Annotated in this window: 24 protein-coding genes and 1 pseudogene; 5 read left to right on the forward strand and 20 right to left on the reverse strand. The window is 44.4% G+C overall.

The annotated features are described in order from the left end of the window. Window positions 1–9: 9 nt before the first annotated feature. The 10 genes from deoB to ansA all read right to left on the reverse strand — a co-directional run bounded on the left by deoB (window position 10) and on the right by ansA (window position 9,571). Window positions 10–1,194, reverse strand: coding sequence for a phosphopentomutase (gene deoB / locus ACFVP7_RS13275; RefSeq protein WP_338730543.1), 1,185 nt, complete (start codon window positions 1,192–1,194; stop codon window positions 10–12). A gap of 160 nt (window positions 1,195–1,354) precedes the next feature. Next, a complete protein-coding gene (xerD, locus tag ACFVP7_RS13280) occupies window positions 1,355–2,245 on the reverse strand; it encodes a site-specific tyrosine recombinase XerD (RefSeq protein WP_338730544.1) in 891 nt (296 codons plus the stop codon). A 7-nt stretch (window positions 2,246–2,252) separates the two neighbouring features. Next, window positions 2,253–2,480, reverse strand: a complete 228-nt coding sequence (locus ACFVP7_RS13285) for a YqzK family protein (protein WP_338730545.1) — start codon at window positions 2,478–2,480, stop codon at window positions 2,253–2,255. 123 nt (window positions 2,481–2,603) lie between these two features. Then, window positions 2,604–3,053 carry a ferric iron uptake transcriptional regulator gene (gene fur / locus ACFVP7_RS13290; RefSeq protein WP_003223972.1) on the reverse strand — a complete coding sequence of 150 codons (450 nt, stop codon included), beginning with the start codon at window positions 3,051–3,053 and terminating at the stop codon, window positions 2,604–2,606. 112 nt (window positions 3,054–3,165) lie between these two features. Beyond that, window positions 3,166–3,810 (reverse strand): stage II sporulation protein M, encoded by a 645-nt coding sequence (gene spoIIM, locus ACFVP7_RS13295; protein WP_087961609.1) that lies wholly within the window; start codon window positions 3,808–3,810, stop codon window positions 3,166–3,168. Window positions 3,811–3,910: 100 nt separating this feature from the next. Further along, a complete protein-coding gene (locus tag ACFVP7_RS13300) occupies window positions 3,911–4,126 on the reverse strand; it encodes a hypothetical protein (protein ID WP_046381161.1) in 216 nt (71 codons plus the stop codon). 99 nt (window positions 4,127–4,225) lie between these two features. Beyond that, complete coding sequence (locus tag ACFVP7_RS13305; protein ID WP_396582266.1) at window positions 4,226–5,545, reverse strand: malic enzyme-like NAD(P)-binding protein; 1,320 nt, start codon at window positions 5,543–5,545, stop codon at window positions 4,226–4,228. A gap of 17 nt (window positions 5,546–5,562) precedes the next feature. After that, window positions 5,563–6,969: a malate-H+/Na+-lactate antiporter MleN gene (mleN, locus tag ACFVP7_RS13310; RefSeq protein ID WP_003230432.1), complete on the reverse strand. Its 1,407-nt coding sequence runs from the start codon at window positions 6,967–6,969 to the stop codon at window positions 5,563–5,565. A 140-nt stretch (window positions 6,970–7,109) separates the two neighbouring features. Then, complete coding sequence (gene aspA, locus ACFVP7_RS13315) at window positions 7,110–8,537, reverse strand: aspartate ammonia-lyase (RefSeq protein ID WP_396582268.1); 1,428 nt, start codon at window positions 8,535–8,537, stop codon at window positions 7,110–7,112. A gap of 44 nt (window positions 8,538–8,581) precedes the next feature. Next, entirely contained in the window at window positions 8,582–9,571 is a 990-nt protein-coding gene (ansA, locus tag ACFVP7_RS13320) for an asparaginase (protein ID WP_004399032.1), read from the reverse strand. A 181-nt stretch (window positions 9,572–9,752) separates the two neighbouring features. Between ansA and ansR the strand changes: the two genes are divergently transcribed. Continuing rightward, window positions 9,753–10,103: an HTH-type transcriptional regulator AnsR gene (gene ansR / locus ACFVP7_RS13325; protein ID WP_004399024.1), complete on the forward strand. Its 351-nt coding sequence runs from the start codon at window positions 9,753–9,755 to the stop codon at window positions 10,101–10,103. Window positions 10,104–10,111: 8 nt separating this feature from the next. Here the strand turns inward: ansR and ACFVP7_RS13330 are convergent, their stop codons facing one another. Both ACFVP7_RS13330 and nudF read right to left on the reverse strand, forming a co-directional pair. Further along, window positions 10,112–11,275: a TIGR00375 family protein gene (locus ACFVP7_RS13330; protein WP_396582270.1), complete on the reverse strand. Its 1,164-nt coding sequence runs from the start codon at window positions 11,273–11,275 to the stop codon at window positions 10,112–10,114. Beyond that, the gene (nudF, locus tag ACFVP7_RS13335) at window positions 11,272–11,829 is read right to left on the reverse strand and encodes an ADP-ribose pyrophosphatase (RefSeq protein WP_004398600.1); all 558 of its coding nucleotides are present in this window, start codon (window positions 11,827–11,829) and stop codon (window positions 11,272–11,274) included. Before nudF ends, ACFVP7_RS13330 begins: the two co-directional genes overlap by 4 nt. Window positions 11,830–11,903: 74 nt before the next feature. Here nudF and mciZ point away from each other — a divergent pair, with 74 nt between their 5' ends. Both mciZ and ACFVP7_RS13345 read left to right on the forward strand, forming a co-directional pair. Further along, window positions 11,904–12,026 carry a Z-ring formation inhibitor MciZ gene (mciZ, locus tag ACFVP7_RS13340; RefSeq protein ID WP_003230420.1) on the forward strand — a complete coding sequence of 41 codons (123 nt, stop codon included), beginning with the start codon at window positions 11,904–11,906 and terminating at the stop codon, window positions 12,024–12,026. A gap of 62 nt (window positions 12,027–12,088) precedes the next feature. Beyond that, window positions 12,089–13,009 carry an aldo/keto reductase gene (locus ACFVP7_RS13345; protein ID WP_375059940.1) on the forward strand — a complete coding sequence of 307 codons (921 nt, stop codon included), beginning with the start codon at window positions 12,089–12,091 and terminating at the stop codon, window positions 13,007–13,009. A 31-nt stretch (window positions 13,010–13,040) separates the two neighbouring features. Here the strand turns inward: ACFVP7_RS13345 and ACFVP7_RS13350 are convergent, their stop codons facing one another. Then, window positions 13,041–13,265 (reverse strand): YqkE family protein, encoded by a 225-nt coding sequence (locus tag ACFVP7_RS13350; RefSeq protein WP_003230416.1) that lies wholly within the window; start codon window positions 13,263–13,265, stop codon window positions 13,041–13,043. A 159-nt stretch (window positions 13,266–13,424) separates the two neighbouring features. Between ACFVP7_RS13350 and ACFVP7_RS13355 the strand changes: the two genes are divergently transcribed. Then, window positions 13,425–14,342, forward strand: coding sequence for an alpha/beta hydrolase (locus tag ACFVP7_RS13355; RefSeq protein ID WP_375059939.1), 918 nt, complete (start codon window positions 13,425–13,427; stop codon window positions 14,340–14,342). Window positions 14,343–14,381: 39 nt separating this feature from the next. Here ACFVP7_RS13355 and ACFVP7_RS13360 read toward each other — a convergent pair whose 3' ends face one another. The 7 genes and pseudogenes from ACFVP7_RS13360 to ACFVP7_RS13390 form a co-directional block, all read right to left on the reverse strand. After that, complete coding sequence (locus ACFVP7_RS13360) at window positions 14,382–14,621, reverse strand: YqkC family protein (RefSeq protein WP_003230411.1); 240 nt, start codon at window positions 14,619–14,621, stop codon at window positions 14,382–14,384. A gap of 12 nt (window positions 14,622–14,633) precedes the next feature. Next, a complete protein-coding gene (locus ACFVP7_RS13365; RefSeq protein WP_003226552.1) occupies window positions 14,634–14,957 on the reverse strand; it encodes an iron-sulfur cluster biosynthesis family protein in 324 nt (107 codons plus the stop codon). Further along, the gene (locus ACFVP7_RS13370) at window positions 14,954–15,985 is read right to left on the reverse strand and encodes a bifunctional GNAT family N-acetyltransferase/GrpB family protein (protein WP_326248290.1); all 1,032 of its coding nucleotides are present in this window, start codon (window positions 15,983–15,985) and stop codon (window positions 14,954–14,956) included. The genes ACFVP7_RS13365 and ACFVP7_RS13370 overlap by 4 nt, the downstream gene beginning before the upstream one ends. Next, window positions 15,978–16,323: pseudogene (locus tag ACFVP7_RS13375) on the reverse strand (antibiotic biosynthesis monooxygenase family protein). The gene ACFVP7_RS13370 and the pseudogene ACFVP7_RS13375 overlap by 8 nt, the downstream one beginning before the upstream one ends. A gap of 9 nt (window positions 16,324–16,332) precedes the next feature. Further along, the gene (locus ACFVP7_RS13380; RefSeq protein ID WP_004398668.1) at window positions 16,333–16,803 is read right to left on the reverse strand and encodes a GNAT family N-acetyltransferase; all 471 of its coding nucleotides are present in this window, start codon (window positions 16,801–16,803) and stop codon (window positions 16,333–16,335) included. A 185-nt stretch (window positions 16,804–16,988) separates the two neighbouring features. Continuing rightward, window positions 16,989–17,327, reverse strand: coding sequence for a YolD-like family protein (locus ACFVP7_RS13385; RefSeq protein WP_375059938.1), 339 nt, complete (start codon window positions 17,325–17,327; stop codon window positions 16,989–16,991). Beyond that, window positions 17,324–18,562, reverse strand: a complete 1,239-nt coding sequence (locus ACFVP7_RS13390; RefSeq protein ID WP_080019516.1) for a DNA polymerase IV — start codon at window positions 18,560–18,562, stop codon at window positions 17,324–17,326. Before ACFVP7_RS13390 ends, ACFVP7_RS13385 begins: the two co-directional genes overlap by 4 nt. Window positions 18,563–18,727: 165 nt before the next feature. On the opposite strand from ACFVP7_RS13390, the gene ACFVP7_RS13395 reads away from it, so the two are divergent. Beyond that, window positions 18,728–18,934, forward strand: coding sequence for a YqzH family protein (locus tag ACFVP7_RS13395; protein WP_004398642.1), 207 nt, complete (start codon window positions 18,728–18,730; stop codon window positions 18,932–18,934). Window positions 18,935–19,436 lie beyond the last annotated feature (502 nt).

Below are 19,436 nucleotides of genomic sequence, written 5' to 3' on the forward strand. Positions count from 1 at the left end.
ACAGTCCCCCTATTGTAATAAAGATAAAAAGCTTTTCCCGTATTTCGGTTTATTTGTTTGGAAATTATCAGCGATCGTTGCACCGATATCAGCAAATGTATCTGCAAGCGGCAGCATTTGCGCTTTCTTATGTTTTTTGCTGTAAGCGAGAATCGGCACATACTCGCGTGTATGGTCAGTCCCATGATGAATCGGATCATTGCCGTGGTCGGCTGTAATAATTAACAGATCGTCTTCTCTCATTTTTTCAAACACTTCCGGAAGCCGCGCATCAAATTCTTCAAGCGCGCGTCCGTAGCCTTCAGGGTCACGGCGGTGTCCGAATAACGCGTCAAAATCAACAAGGTTCGCAAAGCTCAGACCCGTAAAGTCTTCTCCCAGCGTATCGATCACCTTGTCCATTCCGTCCATATTAGAAACCGTTCTGCGTGAAGAAGTAATGCCTTCTCCGTCGTAAATATCAGAGATTTTACCGATTGAGATCACATCTAAGCCGCTGTCCTTCAATTCATTCATGACAGTACGGTCAAACGGCTTCAGCGCATAATCATGGCGGTTTGGCGTCCGTTTGAATTGACCCGGCTCTCCGACGAACGGCCGTGCAATAATGCGGCCAACCATATATTTCGGATCAAGCGTCAGTTCTCTCGCCGTTTCGCAAATGCGATACAGCTCCTCAAGCGGCACAACCTCTTCGTGAGCGGCAATTTGCAAAACAGAGTCAGCAGACGTGTAAACAATTATAGCCCCTGTCTCCATGTGCTCCTGGCCAAGCTCATCCAAAATGGCTGTGCCGGAAGCCGGCTTGTTTCCAATAATTTTGCGGCCAGATCTCTTTTCCAGCTCTTGAAGCAATTCATCAGGAAAGCCTTCCGGGAACACTTTAAATGGTTTATCAATGTATAAACCCATAATCTCCCAATGGCCGGTCATCGTATCTTTGCCGTTTGATGCTTCTTGCATTTTTCCATAATAGGCAAGCGGATGTTCTGTTTTTTCTACACCTTTGATATCTTCGATAAGACCAAGGCCGAGCTTTGCCATATTCGGCATATGTAATCCGTTCATATGCTCGGCAATATGACCGAGCGTATGAGCGCCTTCGTCATTAAAGTCAGCGGCATCCGGCGCTTCGCCGATTCCGACTGAGTCCATCACAATTAAAAACACACGATTATATTTGTATGCAGGCATCTTGAAAGCCTCCTTTTTTTCTATACGTCTATTGTATCGCTAAGAGGTCTGACAACTCAAGTATAAACCGTTTTCATTCCCGTTGACAATGTATTTGGAAATAATGAGAAACTTCAATATTTTCTGTCGCTCTAAACAAAAAAGCCGCAGCCACCTGCGGCTATGCTCGCGGATGAAACTGCTTGTACACATCCTTCAGCCTTGTTTTCGTCACATGCGTATAAATTTGCGTCGTGGATATATCCGCATGACCGAGCATTTCCTGCACCGCTCTTAAATCTGCCCCGTTCTCAAGCAGATGCGTCGCAAAGGAATGCCTGAGCGTATGCGGAGTCAGCTCTTTCTTAATGCCGGCTTCAAACGCGATTTTTTTCAGGTTCTTCCAAAATCCCTGGCGGCTGATCTGTTTGCCGTGATGATTTAAAAAGAGGGCGTCAGACACATTGTTCTTTAACAGTTTTCCCCTGGCTTTTGTCATATATTCCTCAATGGCGGAAGCGGCGGCTTCACCAATTGGTACAATCCGTTCTTTTCTTCCTTTGCCGAAGCATCGGATAAACCCCATAGATAAATGAACATCTGCCGTTTTCAACTCAATCATTTCACTGACTCGTATGCCTGTCGCATAAAGCAGCTCCAGCATTGCTTTATCCCGATAGCCGAATGGGCTCGTCAGCTTAGGCGTGTCCAATAATCGCTCGACTTCATTGAGTGCGAGCACCTTCGGAAGCGCCCGTTCCGTCTTTTGTGTTTCGATATGAACGGAAGGGTCCTTATCCGTTACTTTTTCCCTGAGCAGAAATTGATGAAAAGAGCGAATGGATGCCAAATGCCGCGCCGATGTCTTGCCGGATTTCCCCGAGTCCTTCAAATGCTTTAAGTATTGGATAATATGTATGCGGGTAACGTGATTCCAATCCGTCACATGAAGGGTTTCTGTTAAGTAGAGAGAATAGCTTTTCAAGTCACGCTCATAGGATACGATCGTATTTTGAGAGAGCCCTCTCTCTACCATGACGTAGTGGATGAAATCCTTTATTTGATCTTTCACTCTTGATCTACTCCCCGTTTTGGTAAAAAAAGATCAACCGGTCGAGCCATCCGCCTTTTTCATCCTGATCCATTTCAACAACTTTTACAGCGGAGCCGTCCGGTTTATCATACCGATGATAGTTTTCATACTCTTGATTCACCCATATCATAGCATAATAGAACAAAGCGGTAAAACCGGTAAACAGGATGAAAACTTTCAATGCATCGACAGCTGTTTTCAGGAATCTTCCCATGTCCTAATCGATCCTTTCCTATGGTTCCAGTTATATAAACCATATGCCAAATCAGAAAGGTTTTATACATAGAAACAGCAAAAAACCCTTTCCCCATGAGAAAAGGTTCGCGCTCGGCACCGTCTATTCAGTTTCTTTTCCGTTACAGCGGTGGCAAATGCCGTGAAACGTCAATCTATGATCTTTAATCTTAAATTTCCAATCACGTTCAATGATTTCTTCCACGTCTTCAAGCAAATCTTCTTCAATTTCATCAACGGCTCCGCACTCCATGCACACCAAGTGGTGATGAAAGTGAGCTGCGCCCTCTTTCCGAAGGTCGTAACGGGACACGCCGTCTCCAAAGTTAATTTTATCTACGACTTTTAATTCAGTTAATAATTCAAGCGTACGGTATACTGTAGCGAGACCGATCTCAGGAGATTTCTCTTTTACGAGGAGGTATACATCTTCTGCGCTTAAATGGTCTTCTTCGTTTTCAAGCAGCACTCTTACTGTCGCTTCACGCTGTGGCGTAAGTTTATAGCTGGATGAGTGCAGTTGTTTCTTAATTCGATCAATACGGTTTTCCATGTCTTTCCCTCCTACGCCGCATTCCATGACTCATTATAACAAAATACGCGCAGAGTTCCAACTATAATTATTATAAACTGATAAATAAAACGGTTTTCTTTTAATAATGATTTTAAAAAAGTCTAGATGTAAGCTTTTCCATTAAAACAGGAGATAAGTATGCTTCAAAGAGAGATGAGATCAGCGCTAAAAACAGAATGACCAGCAGCACAAAGGCATACTGCCCGAACCATTGAATCGGCGCGTCATGCAGGCTTCTTTTCACGAACAGCTGTCTGATTAACTTTAAAGAAAACGCAATTGCACATGTGCCCATAATGAGATAAGCCGGAATCAGCAGCACATTTTGCGGCAAAACGGAGACAAAAGATAGGAAAAACCCGCTTACTCCCATCTGATTGACTAAAAACCCGACAGTAAAGCCGACGACGATCCCTTTCAGAAAGATCATGATGAAAATAATCGGCATTCCAATGACGGAAATTCCCAGTATCCACATCAGGCCTAAATACTTTGCATTATGAAAGATACTTTGCCCAAACATATCAGCTGAACTTGCCTGTTTTCCATCCGAAAGCTGTCCAAAAAATTGACTTAAGTAGTAGTATAAATCTTCTTTCTGGCTGATCGTCATACTGTTGACAATAATCGCGCCAAAGATGACACCCATGAAAAACAGCACTGACACAAATATATAAAGAGAGAGATGATCTTTGACATGCCTGAGAAACATGTCCTTATAAGAGATTTTTCGCATACCGTTTCCTCCCGCCCGTTCTAGTGATTTGATTTAATAGATTGTATGAAAGAAACGGAAAAACATGCCCTTTTTCAAAAAGAAACGATAGAGACGAATGCTAGGCGGCTTTTTGGGGCACAAAAAAATCCTTATCATCAACTGCTGTATGATCATAAGGATTCTTATGCTTCCGTTTATTCAAAATCTCTTTTTTGCTTTTTGTCATTCTTTCATGTGTGCTAAAAGATGGTGCGCTGCCTCTTGATAATAAGACGTCACGTCCGCCGTTTCTCAATCGATGCTCCCGCTTCTTTTTCGCTTGGCTTTTTGCCATGTGATCACTCCCTTTTTTATTTTCATAGTAATGATAACAAAATTGAACACAGATAAGAAAAAAACAGCACCTAGTACGACAGGTGCTGTTTAGCTACATTTATTTCACTGCTGTAAGAGTTGCATGCTCGACAGCTGCTGCTACCGCATGATGGACTTTTGAATCAAGCGGCTGAGGGACAACATCACCTTGTTTAGTGCAAGCTGCGATGGCCTCTGCTGCTGCGACAAGCATATCATGATTAATCTCCGTGCTTTTTGCGTTAAGCGCTCCTCTAAAAATCCCCGGAAAACCGAGTACATTATTAACAGAACGCCCGTCAGCTGCATATGCGGCGCCAGCCTGCAGCGCGGCCTCCGGTTCAATTTCCGGCTTCGGATTCGATAAAGCCAAAATTACTTGACCAGAACGTACAAATGCCGGTTTTATTAAACCCGGAACGCCCGTTGTAGCAATGACAATATCACATGTTTCCATGAGCTCCTCAATACTGGAAACTGCCTGTCCGCCGTATTGTTCGAGACGGTTCATTGCTGACTCTGATTTGTCTGTTCCGTACACAGCATTCACACCATAAGCCATGAACATCCGGCAGATGGCCACGCCTGCTGCGCCAAGGCCGATTTGCCCCACTTTCGCTTCCTTCAGGTCAACTCCCGCACTCCTGCATGCCGAAATGGCAGCTGCCAGCGTCACTACAGCTGTACCATGCTGGTCATCGTGCATAACAGGAATGTTCAGCTCCTCTTTTAGGCGATCCTCGATTTCAAAACAATGCGGCGAACCGATATCCTCAAGAAGGATGCCGCTAAAGCCCGGAGAAATATGTTTTACTGTTTTGATGATTTCTTCAGGATCACTCGTATCAAGCAGTATCGGAATGCCGCTAATACCCGCCAGCTGATCAAATAAAGCAGCCTTTCCTTCCATGACAGGCATGCCAGCCACAGAGCCGATATTCCCAAGGCCTAAAATTGCGGTTCCATCCGTTACAATTGCAACAGAATTGCTGATCGTTGTATAAATAGAAGCTTTTTCAGGTTCTTTTTCGATCAGTCGGCACACGTCCGCAACACCTGGTGTGTAGACACGTCCCAGCTCTGCCAGTGAACGGATCGGCATTTTGCTTTTCATTTGGATTTTTCCGCCTTCATGTGCGGACAGGACTTCATCAGATACGGTGTGAAGCTTGATCCCTTCTCCGAGGGCCTGTACAGCCGCGATCACTTCCTGAAGCTGTTCTTCATTCTCCACTTGAACGGTAATATTCCGCATTGTGTAATTGGGTCCGACTTTTACCGTCTCCACTTCACCAATATCCCCGCCCAGAAGGCCGATTGCCGTAGCCACCCTTCCAAGATTTCCGGGAACCGAAGGCGTTTCGATCATCAGTGTCCGAATCATGTGTTTCGCTATCATTCAGTGATCCTCCCCTATTAGCCTAGTTTTTCGGCTTTAACTGTATTGTTTTTCGTATACCATATAAATTTTCCTGTATAACCATAGATAATTGCAAGACCTATTGCTACAAAACTGAGCCACATAAACGGCAGATAAGAGAAGGTAGAAACACCTAAAATACCAGCCATGTAAATCCCATTATCAGACCAAGGAACCATCCCCGAAGTCAATGTTCCCCCGACCTCTGAGTTACGTGATAACACTCTTCTGTCCAGATGTAAGCGATCATAGCTGTCTTCCATAATTTTCGGAGTCAAAATAAGAGATACATACATCGCACAGCCGAAGATGTTTGCTAAAAACGCTACGATCAGTGTAGACAATGTGACATTGCCGGCTGAAGTTAATTTCTTTTCAAACGTTGAAACAATGACTTTTAACACGCCGAGTTTCTCAAGCAGACCGCCAAAACCAAGGCCAAAGATGATGACGACGAGAGAATCAAGCATACCGACAATTCCACCGCGGTTTAACAAGCCGTTCAAAAATTCAACATCCGTTTTAATAGAGAAGCCGTTGTACGCAGTTGCAATCGCATGGGCAATATCCATTCCTTGGAAAACAACAGCCCAGATTGCACCGAGTAAAGCGCCAATTACGATAACCGGCATAGATGGCTTTTTCATCGCCAATAAGACTATGACGAGAACTGCCGGGATCAGCATCCAAATATGAATGTCAAACGTGTTTTGCAAAGATGATTTTAAGAATTCAACTTTATCAAGATCAATATTTTTCCCGCCGTACATAAATCCAACAACTGTAAAGAGTATAGCTGTAATGACATAAGCAGGTATTGATAAATAAAGCATTGCTCTCACGTGAGCCAATACATCGACTTTTGATAGTGAAGAAGCTAGAACTGTACTGTCAGACAGCGGAGACAGCTTGTCCCCAAAATAAGCACCTGAAAGAATAGCTCCCGCTACTAGAGGAAGCGGAATGCCTAAACCCTCTCCAATTGCGATCATGGCAATGCCGGCAGTTCCGACTGTTCCCCATGACGTTCCTGTTGCCACAGACATAATGGAACAAATAATTAACGTTGCCAGTAAAAAGATACTTGGGTGAATAAATTCCAGTCCGTAATAAATCAAAGTCGGCACAACGCCTCCGGCAATCCATGTTCCGATGAGCGCCCCAACTGAAACGAGAATCAGTACGGCTTCAAGGCCATTTGATATCCCATGTACAATCGCATTTTGTAAATCTTTATAAGAATAACCGAGTCTTATACCTAAAAGCATTGCAATAAACCATGAAACAAAAAGCGCCAGCTGTATCGGCAAGTCGAGAAAGACTGTAAACGATAGAACAAGTGCTAAAAATACTCCTAGTACAATAATAATTTCAAATAGTGTTGGCAATCTTACATCCTTCAAAAGAAGTCCCCCTTCATGTAAAAGCTAAAACGCTTTCAATATATAGTGCAACACGTATACTATACTTCCTCATCCCTATGTTGTAAACAGCTTATTCATCCGACTATTCGGAGATGAATAAGCTGTATTTTGTACAAATTTTATTTTTCTAATAGTTCTTTCCCTGCGATACCTGGTTTGGTCATCTCATATGGGTTTAAAATAATATCCAATTCTTCTTCTGTCAGCACATCATGCTGCAGGCAAAGGTCACGGACTGATTGGCCTGTCATAATCGCTTCCCTGGCAATTCTGGCAGCCGCTTCATATCCAAGATGCGGATTGACAGCAGTAATCACTCCAGCGCTTTTTTCTACATATTGCTTCAACCGCTTTTCGTTGGCTTCGATGCCTTTTAAGCAATGATCAGTGAACGAACGGAAGCCGTTGTTCATGATGCTGATGGATTGAAGCAAATTAAAGACAAGCACGGGCTCCATGACGTTCAACTCAAGCTGGCCGGCTTCTGAAGCAAGGCAGATTGTATTGTCGTTTCCGATAACCTGGAACGCAATTTGGTTGATCAGCTCCGCCATAACCGGATTGACTTTCCCCGGCATAATAGATGAACCCGGCTGACGTGCAGGCAGAGAAATTTCCGCAAGTCCGGCGCGCGGTCCCGACGCCATTAAGCGCAGGTCGTTTGCGATCTTAGACATGTTCATCATGCAGACTTTTAATGAAGCTGATACCTCTGTATAGGCATCTGTATTTTGTGTCGCATCAACAAGATGATCAGCGCCGACAAGAGGAAGCCCGCTAATATCAGCAAGGTGCTTTACTACCTGTTTGATATATTCAGGATCAGCGTTCAGCCCTGTACCAACAGCAGTTGCGCCCATGTTGACTTCATATAGGTGCTGGCGCGATTGCTTGATTCGTTTGATATCACGCTCGAGAACACGGCTGTAAGCTTCGAATTCCTGGCCAAGACGGATCGGAACCGCATCTTGAAGGTGTGTCCGGCCCATTTTAATAACAGAGTCAAACTCCTGTGCTTTTTGCTTAAACACGCTATGCATATCTTCCATTGTTTTCAGCAGTTTTTCTAAGAGCTTCAATGTGGAAATATGAATAGCAGTCGGAAACACATCGTTCGTAGACTGTGACATGTTCACATGTGTGTTTGGACTTAAATGGATATAATCTCCCTTTTTATGTCCCATGATTTCAAGCGCCCGGTTTCCGATAACCTCATTCGCGTTCATGTTCATAGAAGTTCCGGCACCGCCCTGAATCGGATCGACGATAAACTGATTGTGCCACTTGCCTTCGAGAATCTCGTCAGCGGCTTGTACGATAGCTTGGCCAATTCCTTCATACAGCCGTTTCACGTCCATGTTGGCAAGAGCCGCAGCTTTTTTCACAATCGCCAGTGCGTTAATCATTTCCTCATGGATTTTGTATCCTGTGATCGGGAAATTTTCAGAAGCACGGAGCGTCTGAATTCCGTAATAAACATCTGCTTCAATTTGTTTTTCCCCAAGGAAGTCTTTTTCTACGCGATATTCTTTTTGGCCGTTTAACATAATCTTTAACCTTCTTTCTCTTTGCTGGTTATCGTTTTTACATTTTACAGGACAACGTCATCAGCTATCGGCGTTTCCATAATTCTCTTGACGACAGGAAGATCCGAAGACTGACCTAGTGCCCACATCAATTTTGGCACAATTGCTTCTGTGTTCATATTTCTTGATCGGATAATTAAGTCTTGGTTGACTCTGCGGCCAACTTCGTAAATGCTCATGTCTTCGCCTTCTTCAAGACATTGAGTCGTAATGACCACGACAATGCCGCTTTCGATCAGCTCATTCACTTTTGACAAAATGTCTCTGCCTTCAAACGGCACCCCTCCGCTGCCATAACTCTCAATGACAATTCCTTTGTACATGCTTTTCAGGGCATCAAACATTTCGGGCTTTAAGCCTGGATGCAGCTTCAGCAGACATACATCTGTACATAGTGAAGTGTCAACTGTGAAGGTGTCGTTCTCAGGTTCCGTTACTTGTTTGTTGTATTCGATCCCGTCTTCATTGATAAAAGCGATATATGGGTAATTGATGCTTTCAAATGCGTCGTAGCTTTTCGTTCTTAATTTGATCGCACGCGTTCCCTGAATGACTCTGCCGTCAAACACAACATAAACGCCGCCCACGCCTTCACAGGCAAATCGAATGGCATCTGTAATATTTTTTTTGGCATCGGTTTTTTGGAACGTGATCGGAATCTGCGAGCCGGTGATGACAATCGGCTTTTTGGCATGCTGCAGCATATACGATAGTGCGGCAGATGTATAGGCCATTGTATCTGTACCGTGAGTAATAACAAACCCGTCATAGGCATCATAATTTTCCTTAACGGCTTCCGCTATTTCCACCCAGTATTCAGGCTGCATATTGGTGCTGTCTATATTCATAAGCGACTGAGTTTCCATTGTGTAATCGTTATCAAGTTTTGATACGTAACTTAATAATTCATCAGCCTTGACTCCGGGAGCCAGCCCATTTTCCCCTTCAACTGAAGCAATCGTTCCCCCAGTTGTCAACATCAATAATTTTTTCATACCATGCACCTCTTCACTGTATCTAAAGATGGGTTGCGAGAAGGTATTCGCTTTTCGCATACTTTTAATGCAATTATAGACACGGAAAATAAAATACGCAAGACATTATTATTCAATTCGCGTACACTTCCTAATACCTATATGATATAATCAGCTCAAGGTGAAAAAGGAGCGGAAGTTCATGAATCTAGATCGTTTAACTGAATTGAGAAAAAAGAAAAATTGGTCGCTTCAATATACAGCTGACCTTCTCGGTATCGCAAAAAGCACATATGCCGGCTACGAGTCAGGCTACCGACGGCCTTCACTTGAAGCGCTTGCCATGCTGGCTGACCTCTTTGACACAACCTGCGATGAACTTTTAGGCCGCGAGAAACAAAAGCAGACTGCTCCTCAGGCCATAGAATTGGCCACGTGGAGCAGCCTTGACTTTACCATTTCTGTTGATGGCCAGCCGCTGAGTGAAGATGAAATCATCCAGCTGATTACCTTTATACGCACAAAAAGAAAAGTACAGGAGGAACTGAGTTAATCTTTAACTCACGGTTTAATTTTACCGTAGGTTCCTCCTCCTCCGGCTTTCAATTCCAGTTTTCCGGATCTCGCTTTTACGATAAGCGCCGCGGTTTTCGGCGGGACAACGCGAGCCAAATCTTCTTCTGCAGCCTCATGAAGAACAGCCATTTCTGTTCCGAAGGCTTTTTTTAGTTTGTCCAGCGTTTTCGGGCCTACACCCGGAACAAATTGCAGCGGGATCTGATGTACATATCGCGGACGCGGGACGCGAACTTCAAGCTGATCACTCAATTCACGCAATCTATCGCTGACTCCCTTGGTAAATCTGGCTTTTCCGCAATTCGCGCATGCTGTTTCCCCGCTTACAGCAGGCTCTCCGCACGCTTCGCAAGCCGTCTGATAATATTTCCCCAATAACGGGTCCAAGCCATAATTTGCGATAATTTTCCTGTCATCTTGTCCCTTTAATGCAAGAGCAAATTCAGTAAAATCAGCTGACTGCACATATAGTTCATTATATTCTCTGCCGATTTTCCCCAACGAATGCGCATCAGAATTTGTTAAAAAAGGATACGGATTCAATTCAGATACCTGTGATGCCATGTCTGTATCACAGCTTAATCCAAGCTCCACCGCGTCTATCATAGATGGATCAAAAACCTCAGTTAAGCTTGATTTAACCCCTTTTCCATATAAGCTTTTATGCGGCGTAAAGATATGGGCGGGGATAAACAAGCCGCCCATATCCTGCACTTTTTTTTGCAGGTTTAAGCCCGTTTCATAAATCCGCTGCGAGCTTAAATGAATATTTTTCAGCCGGGCTGACAGCCAGTTTGAAAACTGTTTCATATCAGCCAGCGTCGGCATAAATACGAGCACATGGATCGGTCCGCTGCAGGCTTCATCATAAATCTCCAGCTCGCTCCCCAATAAAAGAGTCGTGCTGCGATAACGAATTCCTCCCCCGTCAAGCTCGCGATATTTTCCAGATGAAATGCCTTCCTCAAGCTCTAGAATGACTTCCGGAGAATGACAGTCGATAATGCCGAGGAGTTCAATTCCTTTATGTTCACTGGCTTCAACCAATATTCTGTCCAGCGTTAATGTTTTGGCACCTGTTATTTTGACAGCCCTTCCTGTAAAGGTCCGGCCGATATGAATATGTAAATCCGCGTAAATCTTTTTCATTTTTGTGCTTGGAGCGCTTCTTTCAGCTGAAGATACTGAATGGCGTAGGCTGTTTTAGCATCGTATACTTCACGCGATTCAACCAGCTTTAGCGCATCTTCAAGCGTCACCTCCATCACTTCAACAAACTCGTCCTCATCAAGCTCCCGTTTTTCTTCAAGCACAGAAAGCTCCTCAGCAAGAAAAACGTGAACGATTTCATCTGCAAATCCGGGTGATGTATAAAACGCAGTTATTTTTGTCAGTTTTTTTGCTGTATAACCGGTTTCCTCTTCAAGTTCCCGAAGTGCCGTATACTCCGGCTCCTCACCTTTTTCAAGCTTACCGGCCGGAATTTCAACGATCGTCCGCTCAAGCGGCTTACGGAATTGTTTGACCATGATGATTTTCCCTTCATCTGTGACGGCTAGTACCGCTACAGCTCCAGGGTGTTTCACAATTTCACGTTTACTGGCTTTGCCGTTTGGCAGCTCTACATCCTCGACATAAAGATCAATGACTTTACCCGAAAAGATCTGTTCTTTGGCAATTGTTTTTTCTTCTAATGATTTCATTTCTTCATCTCCCGTTCTGTCTCTATATGATGCCCCATACATTTTATCATACTAGAGCAAAAGGGGGCTTCTTCGTGAAAGTGCACCGCATGCCAAAAGGTGTTGTCTTAGTCGGAAAAGCATGGGAAATTCGGGCGAAGTTAAAAGAGTATGGACGCACATTTCAATATGTGAAAGATTGGATCTCAAAGCCATAAAAGTTGAAACTTTAGCTCCTTTATATTACGGTCAATACAAAGCCTAAAAAAGGAGTGTGCACATGAAAAAGCGCAAATTGGGTACATCTGATTTAGACATTAGTGAAGTCGGACTCGGCTGTATGTCTCTTGGAACTGAAAAAAACAAAGCATTGTCCATTCTGGATGAAGCGATCGAGCTTGGCATCAACTATTTGGATACAGCGGATTTGTATGACCGGGGACGCAACGAAGAAATTGTCGGTGATGCGATCCAAAACAGACGCCAGGATATTATACTGGCAACAAAAGCGGGAAACCGTTGGGATGACGGAAGCGAGGGCTGGTATTGGGACCCTTCAAAAGCTTACATAAAAGAGGCTGTAAAAAAGAGCCTTACACGGCTGAAAACAGATTATATCGACCTTTATCAGCTTCACGGCGGCACGATAGAGGACAACATTGATGAAACGATCGAAGCGTTTGAGGAATTAAAACAAGAAGGTGTCATCCGCTACTACGGCATTTCTTCCATCCGCCCGAATGTGATTAAAGAATATGTAAAAAAATCAAACATCGTCAGCATTATGATGCAATTCAGCCTGTTTGACAGACGCCCTGAGGAATGGCTCCCGCTTTTAGAGGAACATCAAATCAGCGTAGTCGCCAGAGGTCCTGTTGCCAAAGGGCTCTTAACTGAAAAACCGCTTGATCAAGCTTCAGACAGTATGAAACAAAACGGGTACTTGTCCTATTCATTCGAGGAACTGACAAATGCCCGCAAGGCAATGGAGGAAGTGGCTCCCGATCTTTCCATGACAGAAAAGTCGCTGCAGTATCTGCTAGCACAGCCGGGTGTCGCTTCAGTGATTACAGGCGCCAGTAAGATTGAGCAGTTACGGGAAAATATTCAGGCAGCAAATGCACGGCGTTTAACCGAAGAGGAAATCAAAGCGCTCCAATCTCATACGAAACAAGACATTTACAAAGCTCATCGCTCATAGCAGAAAAACCAGCACCTGTACGGGTGCTGGTTTATTTATATTGATGCCAATCCATTTGGCTTTCATTTAGGAGTTCTTCAAAGCTCTTATTTTTTTCGATCTCTTTTTTCTTTCTGATCTGTTCTGCTTTTTCTCTTTCCTGCCTCTTTTCATCCTCTTCCTTCAATTGGCTCTTCATCTCCATAAGCTTTGCTTTGATATCGGATTGAAGGCCGTCTTTTAGCTGGTGTTTGTCAGCGGATTTTTGTTTTTTCATTCAGACTTCCCCCATGTTTTGTTTTGAAGACAGTTTATCACGGAGCATATACACTGAACAAGCAGACTCTCTTCTGATCACTTTCTCAGCGGAGCGGTGTTTAGGTATAATGATTTTAAACACGAATTACCTATATTTAGTTGAAAGGTGCTGTGACTTTTGAAGAAAATCCTTTTGGCCATTGGCGCTCTCGTAACAGCTGTCATCGCAATCGGAATTGTTTTTTCAAATATGATTCTATTCATCAAGAAAAAAACGGATGAAGACATTATCAAAAGAGAGACAGACAACGGACATGATGTGTTTGAATCATTTGAGCAAATGGAGAAAACCGCTTTTGTGATACCCTCCGCTTACGGGTACGACATAAAAGGATACCATGTCGCACCGCATGACACACCAAATACCATCATCATCTGCCACGGGGTAACCATGAATGTGCTGAATTCTCTTAAGTATATGCATTTATTTCTTGATCTCGGCTGGAATGTGCTCATTTATGACCACCGCCGGCATGGCCAAAGCGGCGGAAAGACGACCAGCTACGGGTTTTACGAAAAGGATGATCTCAATAAGGTTGTCAGCTGGCTCAAAAACAAAACAAATCATCGCGGATTGATCGGAATTCATGGTGAGTCGATGGGGGCTGTGACCGCCCTGCTTTATGCTGGTGCACACTGCTGCGATGGCGCTGATTTTTATATTGCCGATTGTCCGTTCGCTTGTTTTGATGAACAGCTTGCCTACCGGCTGAGAGCGGAATACAGGCTCCCGTCTTGGCCCCTGCTCCCTATCACCGACTTCTTTTTGAAGCTGAGGGGCGGCTATCGCGCACGCGAAGTATCTCCGCTTGCTGTCATTGATAAAATTGAAAAGCCGGTCCTCTTTATTCACAGTAAGGATGATGACTACATTCCTGTTTCTTCAACCGAGCGGCTTTATGAAAAGAAACGCGGTCCAAAAGCGCTGTACATTGCCGAGAACGGTGAACACGCCATGTCATATACCAAAAATCGGGATACGTACCGAAAAACAGTGCAGGAGTTTTTAGACAACATGAATGATTCAACAGAATAAAAAAGCGAAAGGCCTCTTCGGCTCTTTCGCTTTTTTATGTTACAGAACGTCGGTAATGCCATCCATATTTTCTCTGATCCATTCAATCGCAAGATCTATCGTTGTAAACTCCTGCGTCTCGAAGGTCATTTCATCCTGCAATAGCCAGACATCTTTCTTGATGGACTCTGCTCCTCCGATTGACCAGTGAAGCAAGGTATAAGGATGGTTTTGATTCAGGAAGGATACCCACGTTTTATTTTGTGCTGTGTTCTTCATTGCCTTCAGCTTTTGTTCCACGTTTCGCGTCTCCTACTTTACTAATATGCTCATTCTGGGGCTGAGCATTTCAGCCGGGCTTTTCAGCGCCAATGTTTTGGCTTTTTCATTGTAATCGATCGTCATTTGATCGTCAAAAAACACTTTTTGCGACGATTGGATATACAGCGGAATGCCGTTCGTTTCCAGCTGCTCGCACTGTCCCGTTAATTCTTCTGCCAGCCAGATTGTCGGGACACCGCTTACCGCGCAGCCGCATCCTTCTGCATCGTAACGAAGCTGGGCTTTTTTTCCCGGGTTGGCGTCAAACGCCTGCTGCAGTGCCTGTTTTGCTGCATCTGTCACATGTATGTTCATAAGGTGAAACCCCCGTTTTCATCATTTTCGCTATTGTAGCATACAACACTGCCATTCGCATTGTTTCTGCCTTTTTTCCACCGCTTCGCATTTTCTTCTGCAGTCTTGATCCACTCATCTTTCCCTTGTATATACTGATTGATGCTGTCAGGGTGCTGGGCCGCCAGCTGTTTTTTGAGAACGGCGTATTCTTTCGCTATGTTTGGATGAGCTCTGAGATAATCTCTGAATAACAGATGCCTTTCAATAGCAGGGTTTCCCTGTTCGTACATATGGACATGATGAGTGCGTTTATTTCCGCCCTTTTGGAAATAACGCCTGCCCGCTATACCGTTCTCACCTTTTGGTGTATAGCCGTTGGCCTTCATTTGTTCATCAAATTGGCTCACGGCTTCAATGCTTCTGACTTCAATTAACATATCAATGATTGGCTTCGCTGCCATGTTAGGTATTGATGTGCTTCCGATGTGATGAATAGCGATAATCTCCGGCCCGAACACAAGTTTCAGCCGTTCTTTTTCTTCATCGAAACATTCTGCCCATTTTTCGTTGTAGAGAATGATCTCAACTTTTCTTTTCGGATACAAATGAAAGACCGACAGCAATAGACCCTGCGCTGCTTTGACGGTTTCTGCCTTTTGGAATCCGGCCTGTGTATAGAGTGACACAGCCGGGGTATTGTTCTCGGCTGTGACTACTTCGATTTTCTCAGCGTCTTTATTATGATCAATGACAAATTGCAGAAGCGCTCGTCCAATTCCTTTTCTGAAACCGTCAGGATGCACAACAAGCCTGCAAATGGTGAGATAATGCATGTTTTTCTCATATGAAATGACACCGATCAGCTTGCCGTTTTTCCGATATCCCGCAAACCGCTCATGGGATGCTTGAATATCCTTCACCTTCTCTTGTAAAGCGGGAATACCGTCAAAACCGATAATCTCTGTTTCCTTTATGTAGGCGGGGATCTGTACGGCTAAAATCTCACGCGCTATAGTGTCTTCCTTATGCTGGAGAAATTCAATCATTCGTGTTCCTCCTGAAACAGCCGCTGTCTGTCGACTTTTGCGACGCGGACTGCATACGACTCGTACCAAAGGCTTTTTCCTTTTTCTTTTGCCGCTTGATGTTCAGTGTGATGCTTCCAATGGTTAATTGCGTCCATACTGTCCCAATAGGAAACTGTGATGCCCCTTCCATCCGCTTCACGTACGCTTTCCACGCCTAAAAATCCAGGCTGATCCGCCGCAAGCGATACCATCCGCTCCGCTGTTTCTCCATATCCTGTGTCATTTTCGCTTTTGACAGAAGAAAAAATGACTGCATAGTAAGGAGGCTCAGGTGTTTTTGATAAAAAATCCATCATATTTCCCCCTCATATGTTTTTGACAAACAGTACCCTGTCTTGGCCCGGGCCATCATAGTTTGCAAACACTGAGATGCCATTTACCGTTTTGGTGCCCTTTTCAATATCAAACCCCAATTTTGTGTGATATGCGATTGATACCTTATTCACAGGTGAAGTGACGCACTTTACCCGGGTGCAGCCCCTTTGTTTTACTGTTTCGATAAATACATCATACAATTGTTTCCCAATTTGCATTTTTCTGAAATCCGGATGCACACCGGAAAAATGAATGTACGCCGTTTCAGGATCGGATTGCGATTGAAATCCGATTAAAAATCCCGTCATGCTGTTATGTTCGGATGTAATAAAGCTTGTGTCCTGAAAATGCTCAAAAAATAGTCTCGGCAATTTTTCTTTCAGCTGTCTGCCGCCCCACCATTCATTCAGTACAGACGTTACCATTTCATAATCTGAAGACGTGATTGTTCGAATATCCATTACGATTTGATCTCCCTCCGTCTGGCAAAACGAATGTCAGCTCTTTTTCTCACAATATAAAAATTATATTTTGCTTGGCTGGAATTGTAAATGCCTTCTTTCCTGTATCATACGTTTCCAGACTGCCGAGGGAACAATGTTTGATCATTTTACGCCTATTTCTCCCCCAAACAGGAGGAGAGACTTTACAGCACAATATCAAGCACTTGATCAAGTTTCAGCTTATAAAGCTGATCCTCGTCTCCTTTTATCCATACTGCTTTTTCAAACTCTTCATACCGGCAGATTTTCCCGGTGCAGCGGACAATTTCACCGTCCTGAAAGCAGCTCACAGTGATATCCTGAGCGAACTCCATCGCGGCGCAAAGCGTTTGATTCATCTCTTCCAGCTTATCGGGATCAAGGATCGGCTTCTGCAGCTTTTGTTTAAGCCGCTTTCTCTCCAGCAGGTTTTGCTTATGTTCCGGCAGAAACATCCTGCTCCCTTCCCACAGCAGGTTGCCCCTTTTTAAATGGTCGTTCATTTATAATGCCCCCCTATTTTAGCCGCACGTTCAAATGCCTGGCCTGCCGCTGTCAGTGACGCCGCCCTGATGATTGCTGTATCGCCGAATCGATTTTTAATGCCATCCATCACATAGCCTAGGCTCATTTTCTTTGCATAATCCTGAAATAAATTGAGCTGCCATATGTCATCAGATGAGAGCTGAGACAGATTGACACCGAGACGGCGGACAGGTTTCCCGTCCCAAAATGTAAGAAACAGCCGGCGTACAGCCTCATATACATCCTGCGTAGAATTAGTCGGCTCTGCCAGCTTCACTTGCCGGTTGAAGCCCGTCGGCCAATCAAAATCAGCACCCCGGCAGCTCACTGACACCGTCTGCCCCATGACCCCGGCGTTTCGGCTTCGCCTGCACACTTCTTCACTCAGCTCAAGCAATACGACCTTGATTTCTTTGTCAAAGTGTTCGTAGTCTCTCGGGAGAGTCATTCCATGGCCTATCGCCTTTTGCCCGTCCAGAGACGAAGTTGACACAGGGGAATAGTCGATTCCGTTTGCCGTCATCCACAGCACGTGGCCGTTAATGCCCCATTTCTTTTTTAAAAGATCGAGCGGAAAAGCCGCGAGCCCGCCGATCGTGCTGATGCCCATTCGATTTAAATGATGCTTCATGCGGCTCCCGACGCCAAACATGCTGCCCACCGGGAGCGTCCACATTTCGGTTTTCATATTTTCTTTCGTTAAGGTAAAAATACCGTTCTTATTCTTTTTGGCAAAATTGTCACACGCAATTTTGGCCAGCGCTTTGTTAGGGCCGATTCCGACCCGCGCATAAACGCCGATCTCCCGCATGATTCTGCCCTGAATGCTTTTCGCGATCTCCATCGGCGTCCCAAACAGCTTCTGGCTGCCTGTAATGTCCATGAACTGTTCATCGATAGAATAAGGCTCCACAAGGTCTGTATACTCCTCGAGAATGGCCGTAATTTGCAGTGATACATCAATATACCGTTGCATACGCGGCCGGAGCACAACAGCCTCAGGACACTTTTCCTGCGCCTCCCACAGCCGTGAAGCATTCACCACACCTTTTTGTTTCGCCAGCGGGCAGGCAGCCAATACCACTCCGCCCCTTTTTTCAGGGTCACCCGAAACAATGACAGGCTTATTTTTCAAATGTGGATTTTCCGCTTTCTCTACAGATGCATAAAACGATTGCATGTCAACGAGAAAAATCACTTTTTCTTTCATCATACACACCTCTAAAAAGAACTTATGTTCGTTTTTCATTATATGCGAAAGTATGTTCGTTTTATACTGGTAAATGATTCTTGTCTGACAGAAAATATGATCCAAGGGTTTGAGAGAAGAAAAACATTTAGTAGAATAAAAGCGAAGCATAAGGATAGGAGAGTCATGATGGAGAAATTTGTCGAAAAAATGCTGGGACAGGCATTGCGTCAATACGGCAGAAACGTTGCTATAGATCCGTTAAGCCCGTATGAAAAACAAAGCCTGAAAGCGGCTCTACAAGAGAGACGGAATGAAGAACCGGATGAGGATCTGCATGCGCATATAGAAGATATCATTTATGACTATGTCACAAACCAAGGCCTGTTCTCTTAAACGCATGACTGTCAGTTCGTTCAGCCGCTGATGCGGCTTCCCTTTGAAAACACCGCCCGAAACAAATAAACAGTTTCAGGCTCACAGAAAAAAGCAGGATTTTCTCACGCTCCATAGATTCATATGGCCTGGCATAAAATTCCCCTCAGTGCTCGCGCAAAACGGAATAAGCTGTCCATGATCACGCGTATACACTTTTTCGAAGAGATGTGCTCTCTTGTTCTGTCATGGGGCCCATGCCGGTTTTCAGCTTACATCTTGATCTCATAGCCGGTTTCACTGCCGATATGATCCACGTCCTGGCGGCTTAAACTAACACACTCTCACTGACCAATCGCTTTGCTTTTCATCGGACATCCCGTCATTTTCCTTCTGTCATCACCTTCAATTTCAAAATGTAAACTCCGTCAGCCACACGCATCCTCAACGCATAGTATATTGCCATCCATACAATCAGGCATACTACATGTCAATAACGAAATATTTTGAACGATCTATTGGA

Origin of the sequence: Bacillus sp. SG20033 (genome assembly GCF_044570195.1) — a bacterium.
GTDB classification, from domain to species: domain Bacteria; phylum Bacillota; class Bacilli; order Bacillales; family Bacillaceae; genus Bacillus; species Bacillus subtilis.

Bases quoted from the DNA above. Each gene is read 5' to 3' on its own strand.
- ansR (WP_004399024.1), top strand. From the start codon at position 9,753: ATGAATCTAGATCGTTTAACTGAATTGAGAAAAAAGAAAAATTGGTCG.
- fur (WP_003223972.1), bottom strand. From the start codon at position 3,053: ATGGAAAACCGTATTGATCGAATTAAGAAACAACTGCACTCATCCAGC.
- ACFVP7_RS13385 (WP_375059938.1), bottom strand. From the start codon at position 17,327: ATGAACGACCATTTAAAAAGGGGCAACCTGCTGTGGGAAGGGAGCAGG.
- deoB (WP_338730543.1), bottom strand. From the start codon at position 1,194: ATGCCTGCATACAAATATAATCGTGTGTTTTTAATTGTGATGGACTCA.
- nudF (WP_004398600.1), bottom strand. From the start codon at position 11,829: ATGAAATCATTAGAAGAAAAAACAATTGCCAAAGAACAGATCTTTTCG.
- ACFVP7_RS13370 (WP_326248290.1), bottom strand. From the start codon at position 15,985: ATGATTGAATTTCTCCAGCATAAGGAAGACACTATAGCGCGTGAGATT.
- ACFVP7_RS13350 (WP_003230416.1), bottom strand. From the start codon at position 13,265: ATGAAAAAACAAAAATCCGCTGACAAACACCAGCTAAAAGACGGCCTT.
- aspA (WP_396582268.1), bottom strand. From the start codon at position 8,537: ATGTTAAACGGCCAAAAAGAATATCGCGTAGAAAAAGACTTCCTTGGG.
- ACFVP7_RS13285 (WP_338730545.1), bottom strand. From the start codon at position 2,480: ATGGGAAGATTCCTGAAAACAGCTGTCGATGCATTGAAAGTTTTCATC.
- ACFVP7_RS13300 (WP_046381161.1), bottom strand. From the start codon at position 4,126: ATGGCAAAAAGCCAAGCGAAAAAGAAGCGGGAGCATCGATTGAGAAAC.
- ACFVP7_RS13390 (WP_080019516.1), bottom strand. From the start codon at position 18,562: ATGATGAAAGAAAAAGTGATTTTTCTCGTTGACATGCAATCGTTTTAT.
- ACFVP7_RS13395 (WP_004398642.1), top strand. From the start codon at position 18,728: ATGGAGAAATTTGTCGAAAAAATGCTGGGACAGGCATTGCGTCAATAC.
- ACFVP7_RS13380 (WP_004398668.1), bottom strand. From the start codon at position 16,803: ATGGATATTCGAACAATCACGTCTTCAGATTATGAAATGGTAACGTCT.
- ACFVP7_RS13365 (WP_003226552.1), bottom strand. From the start codon at position 14,957: ATGAACATACATGTGACAGATGCAGCAAAACAGGCACTGCAGCAGGCG.
- ACFVP7_RS13305 (WP_396582266.1), bottom strand. From the start codon at position 5,545: ATGATAGCGAAACACATGATTCGGACACTGATGATCGAAACGCCTTCG.
- spoIIM (WP_087961609.1), bottom strand. From the start codon at position 3,810: ATGCGAAAAATCTCTTATAAGGACATGTTTCTCAGGCATGTCAAAGAT.
- ansA (WP_004399032.1), bottom strand. From the start codon at position 9,571: ATGAAAAAATTATTGATGTTGACAACTGGGGGAACGATTGCTTCAGTT.
- ACFVP7_RS13345 (WP_375059940.1), top strand. From the start codon at position 12,089: ATGAAAAAGCGCAAATTGGGTACATCTGATTTAGACATTAGTGAAGTC.
- ACFVP7_RS13330 (WP_396582270.1), bottom strand. From the start codon at position 11,275: ATGAAAAAGATTTACGCGGATTTACATATTCATATCGGCCGGACCTTT.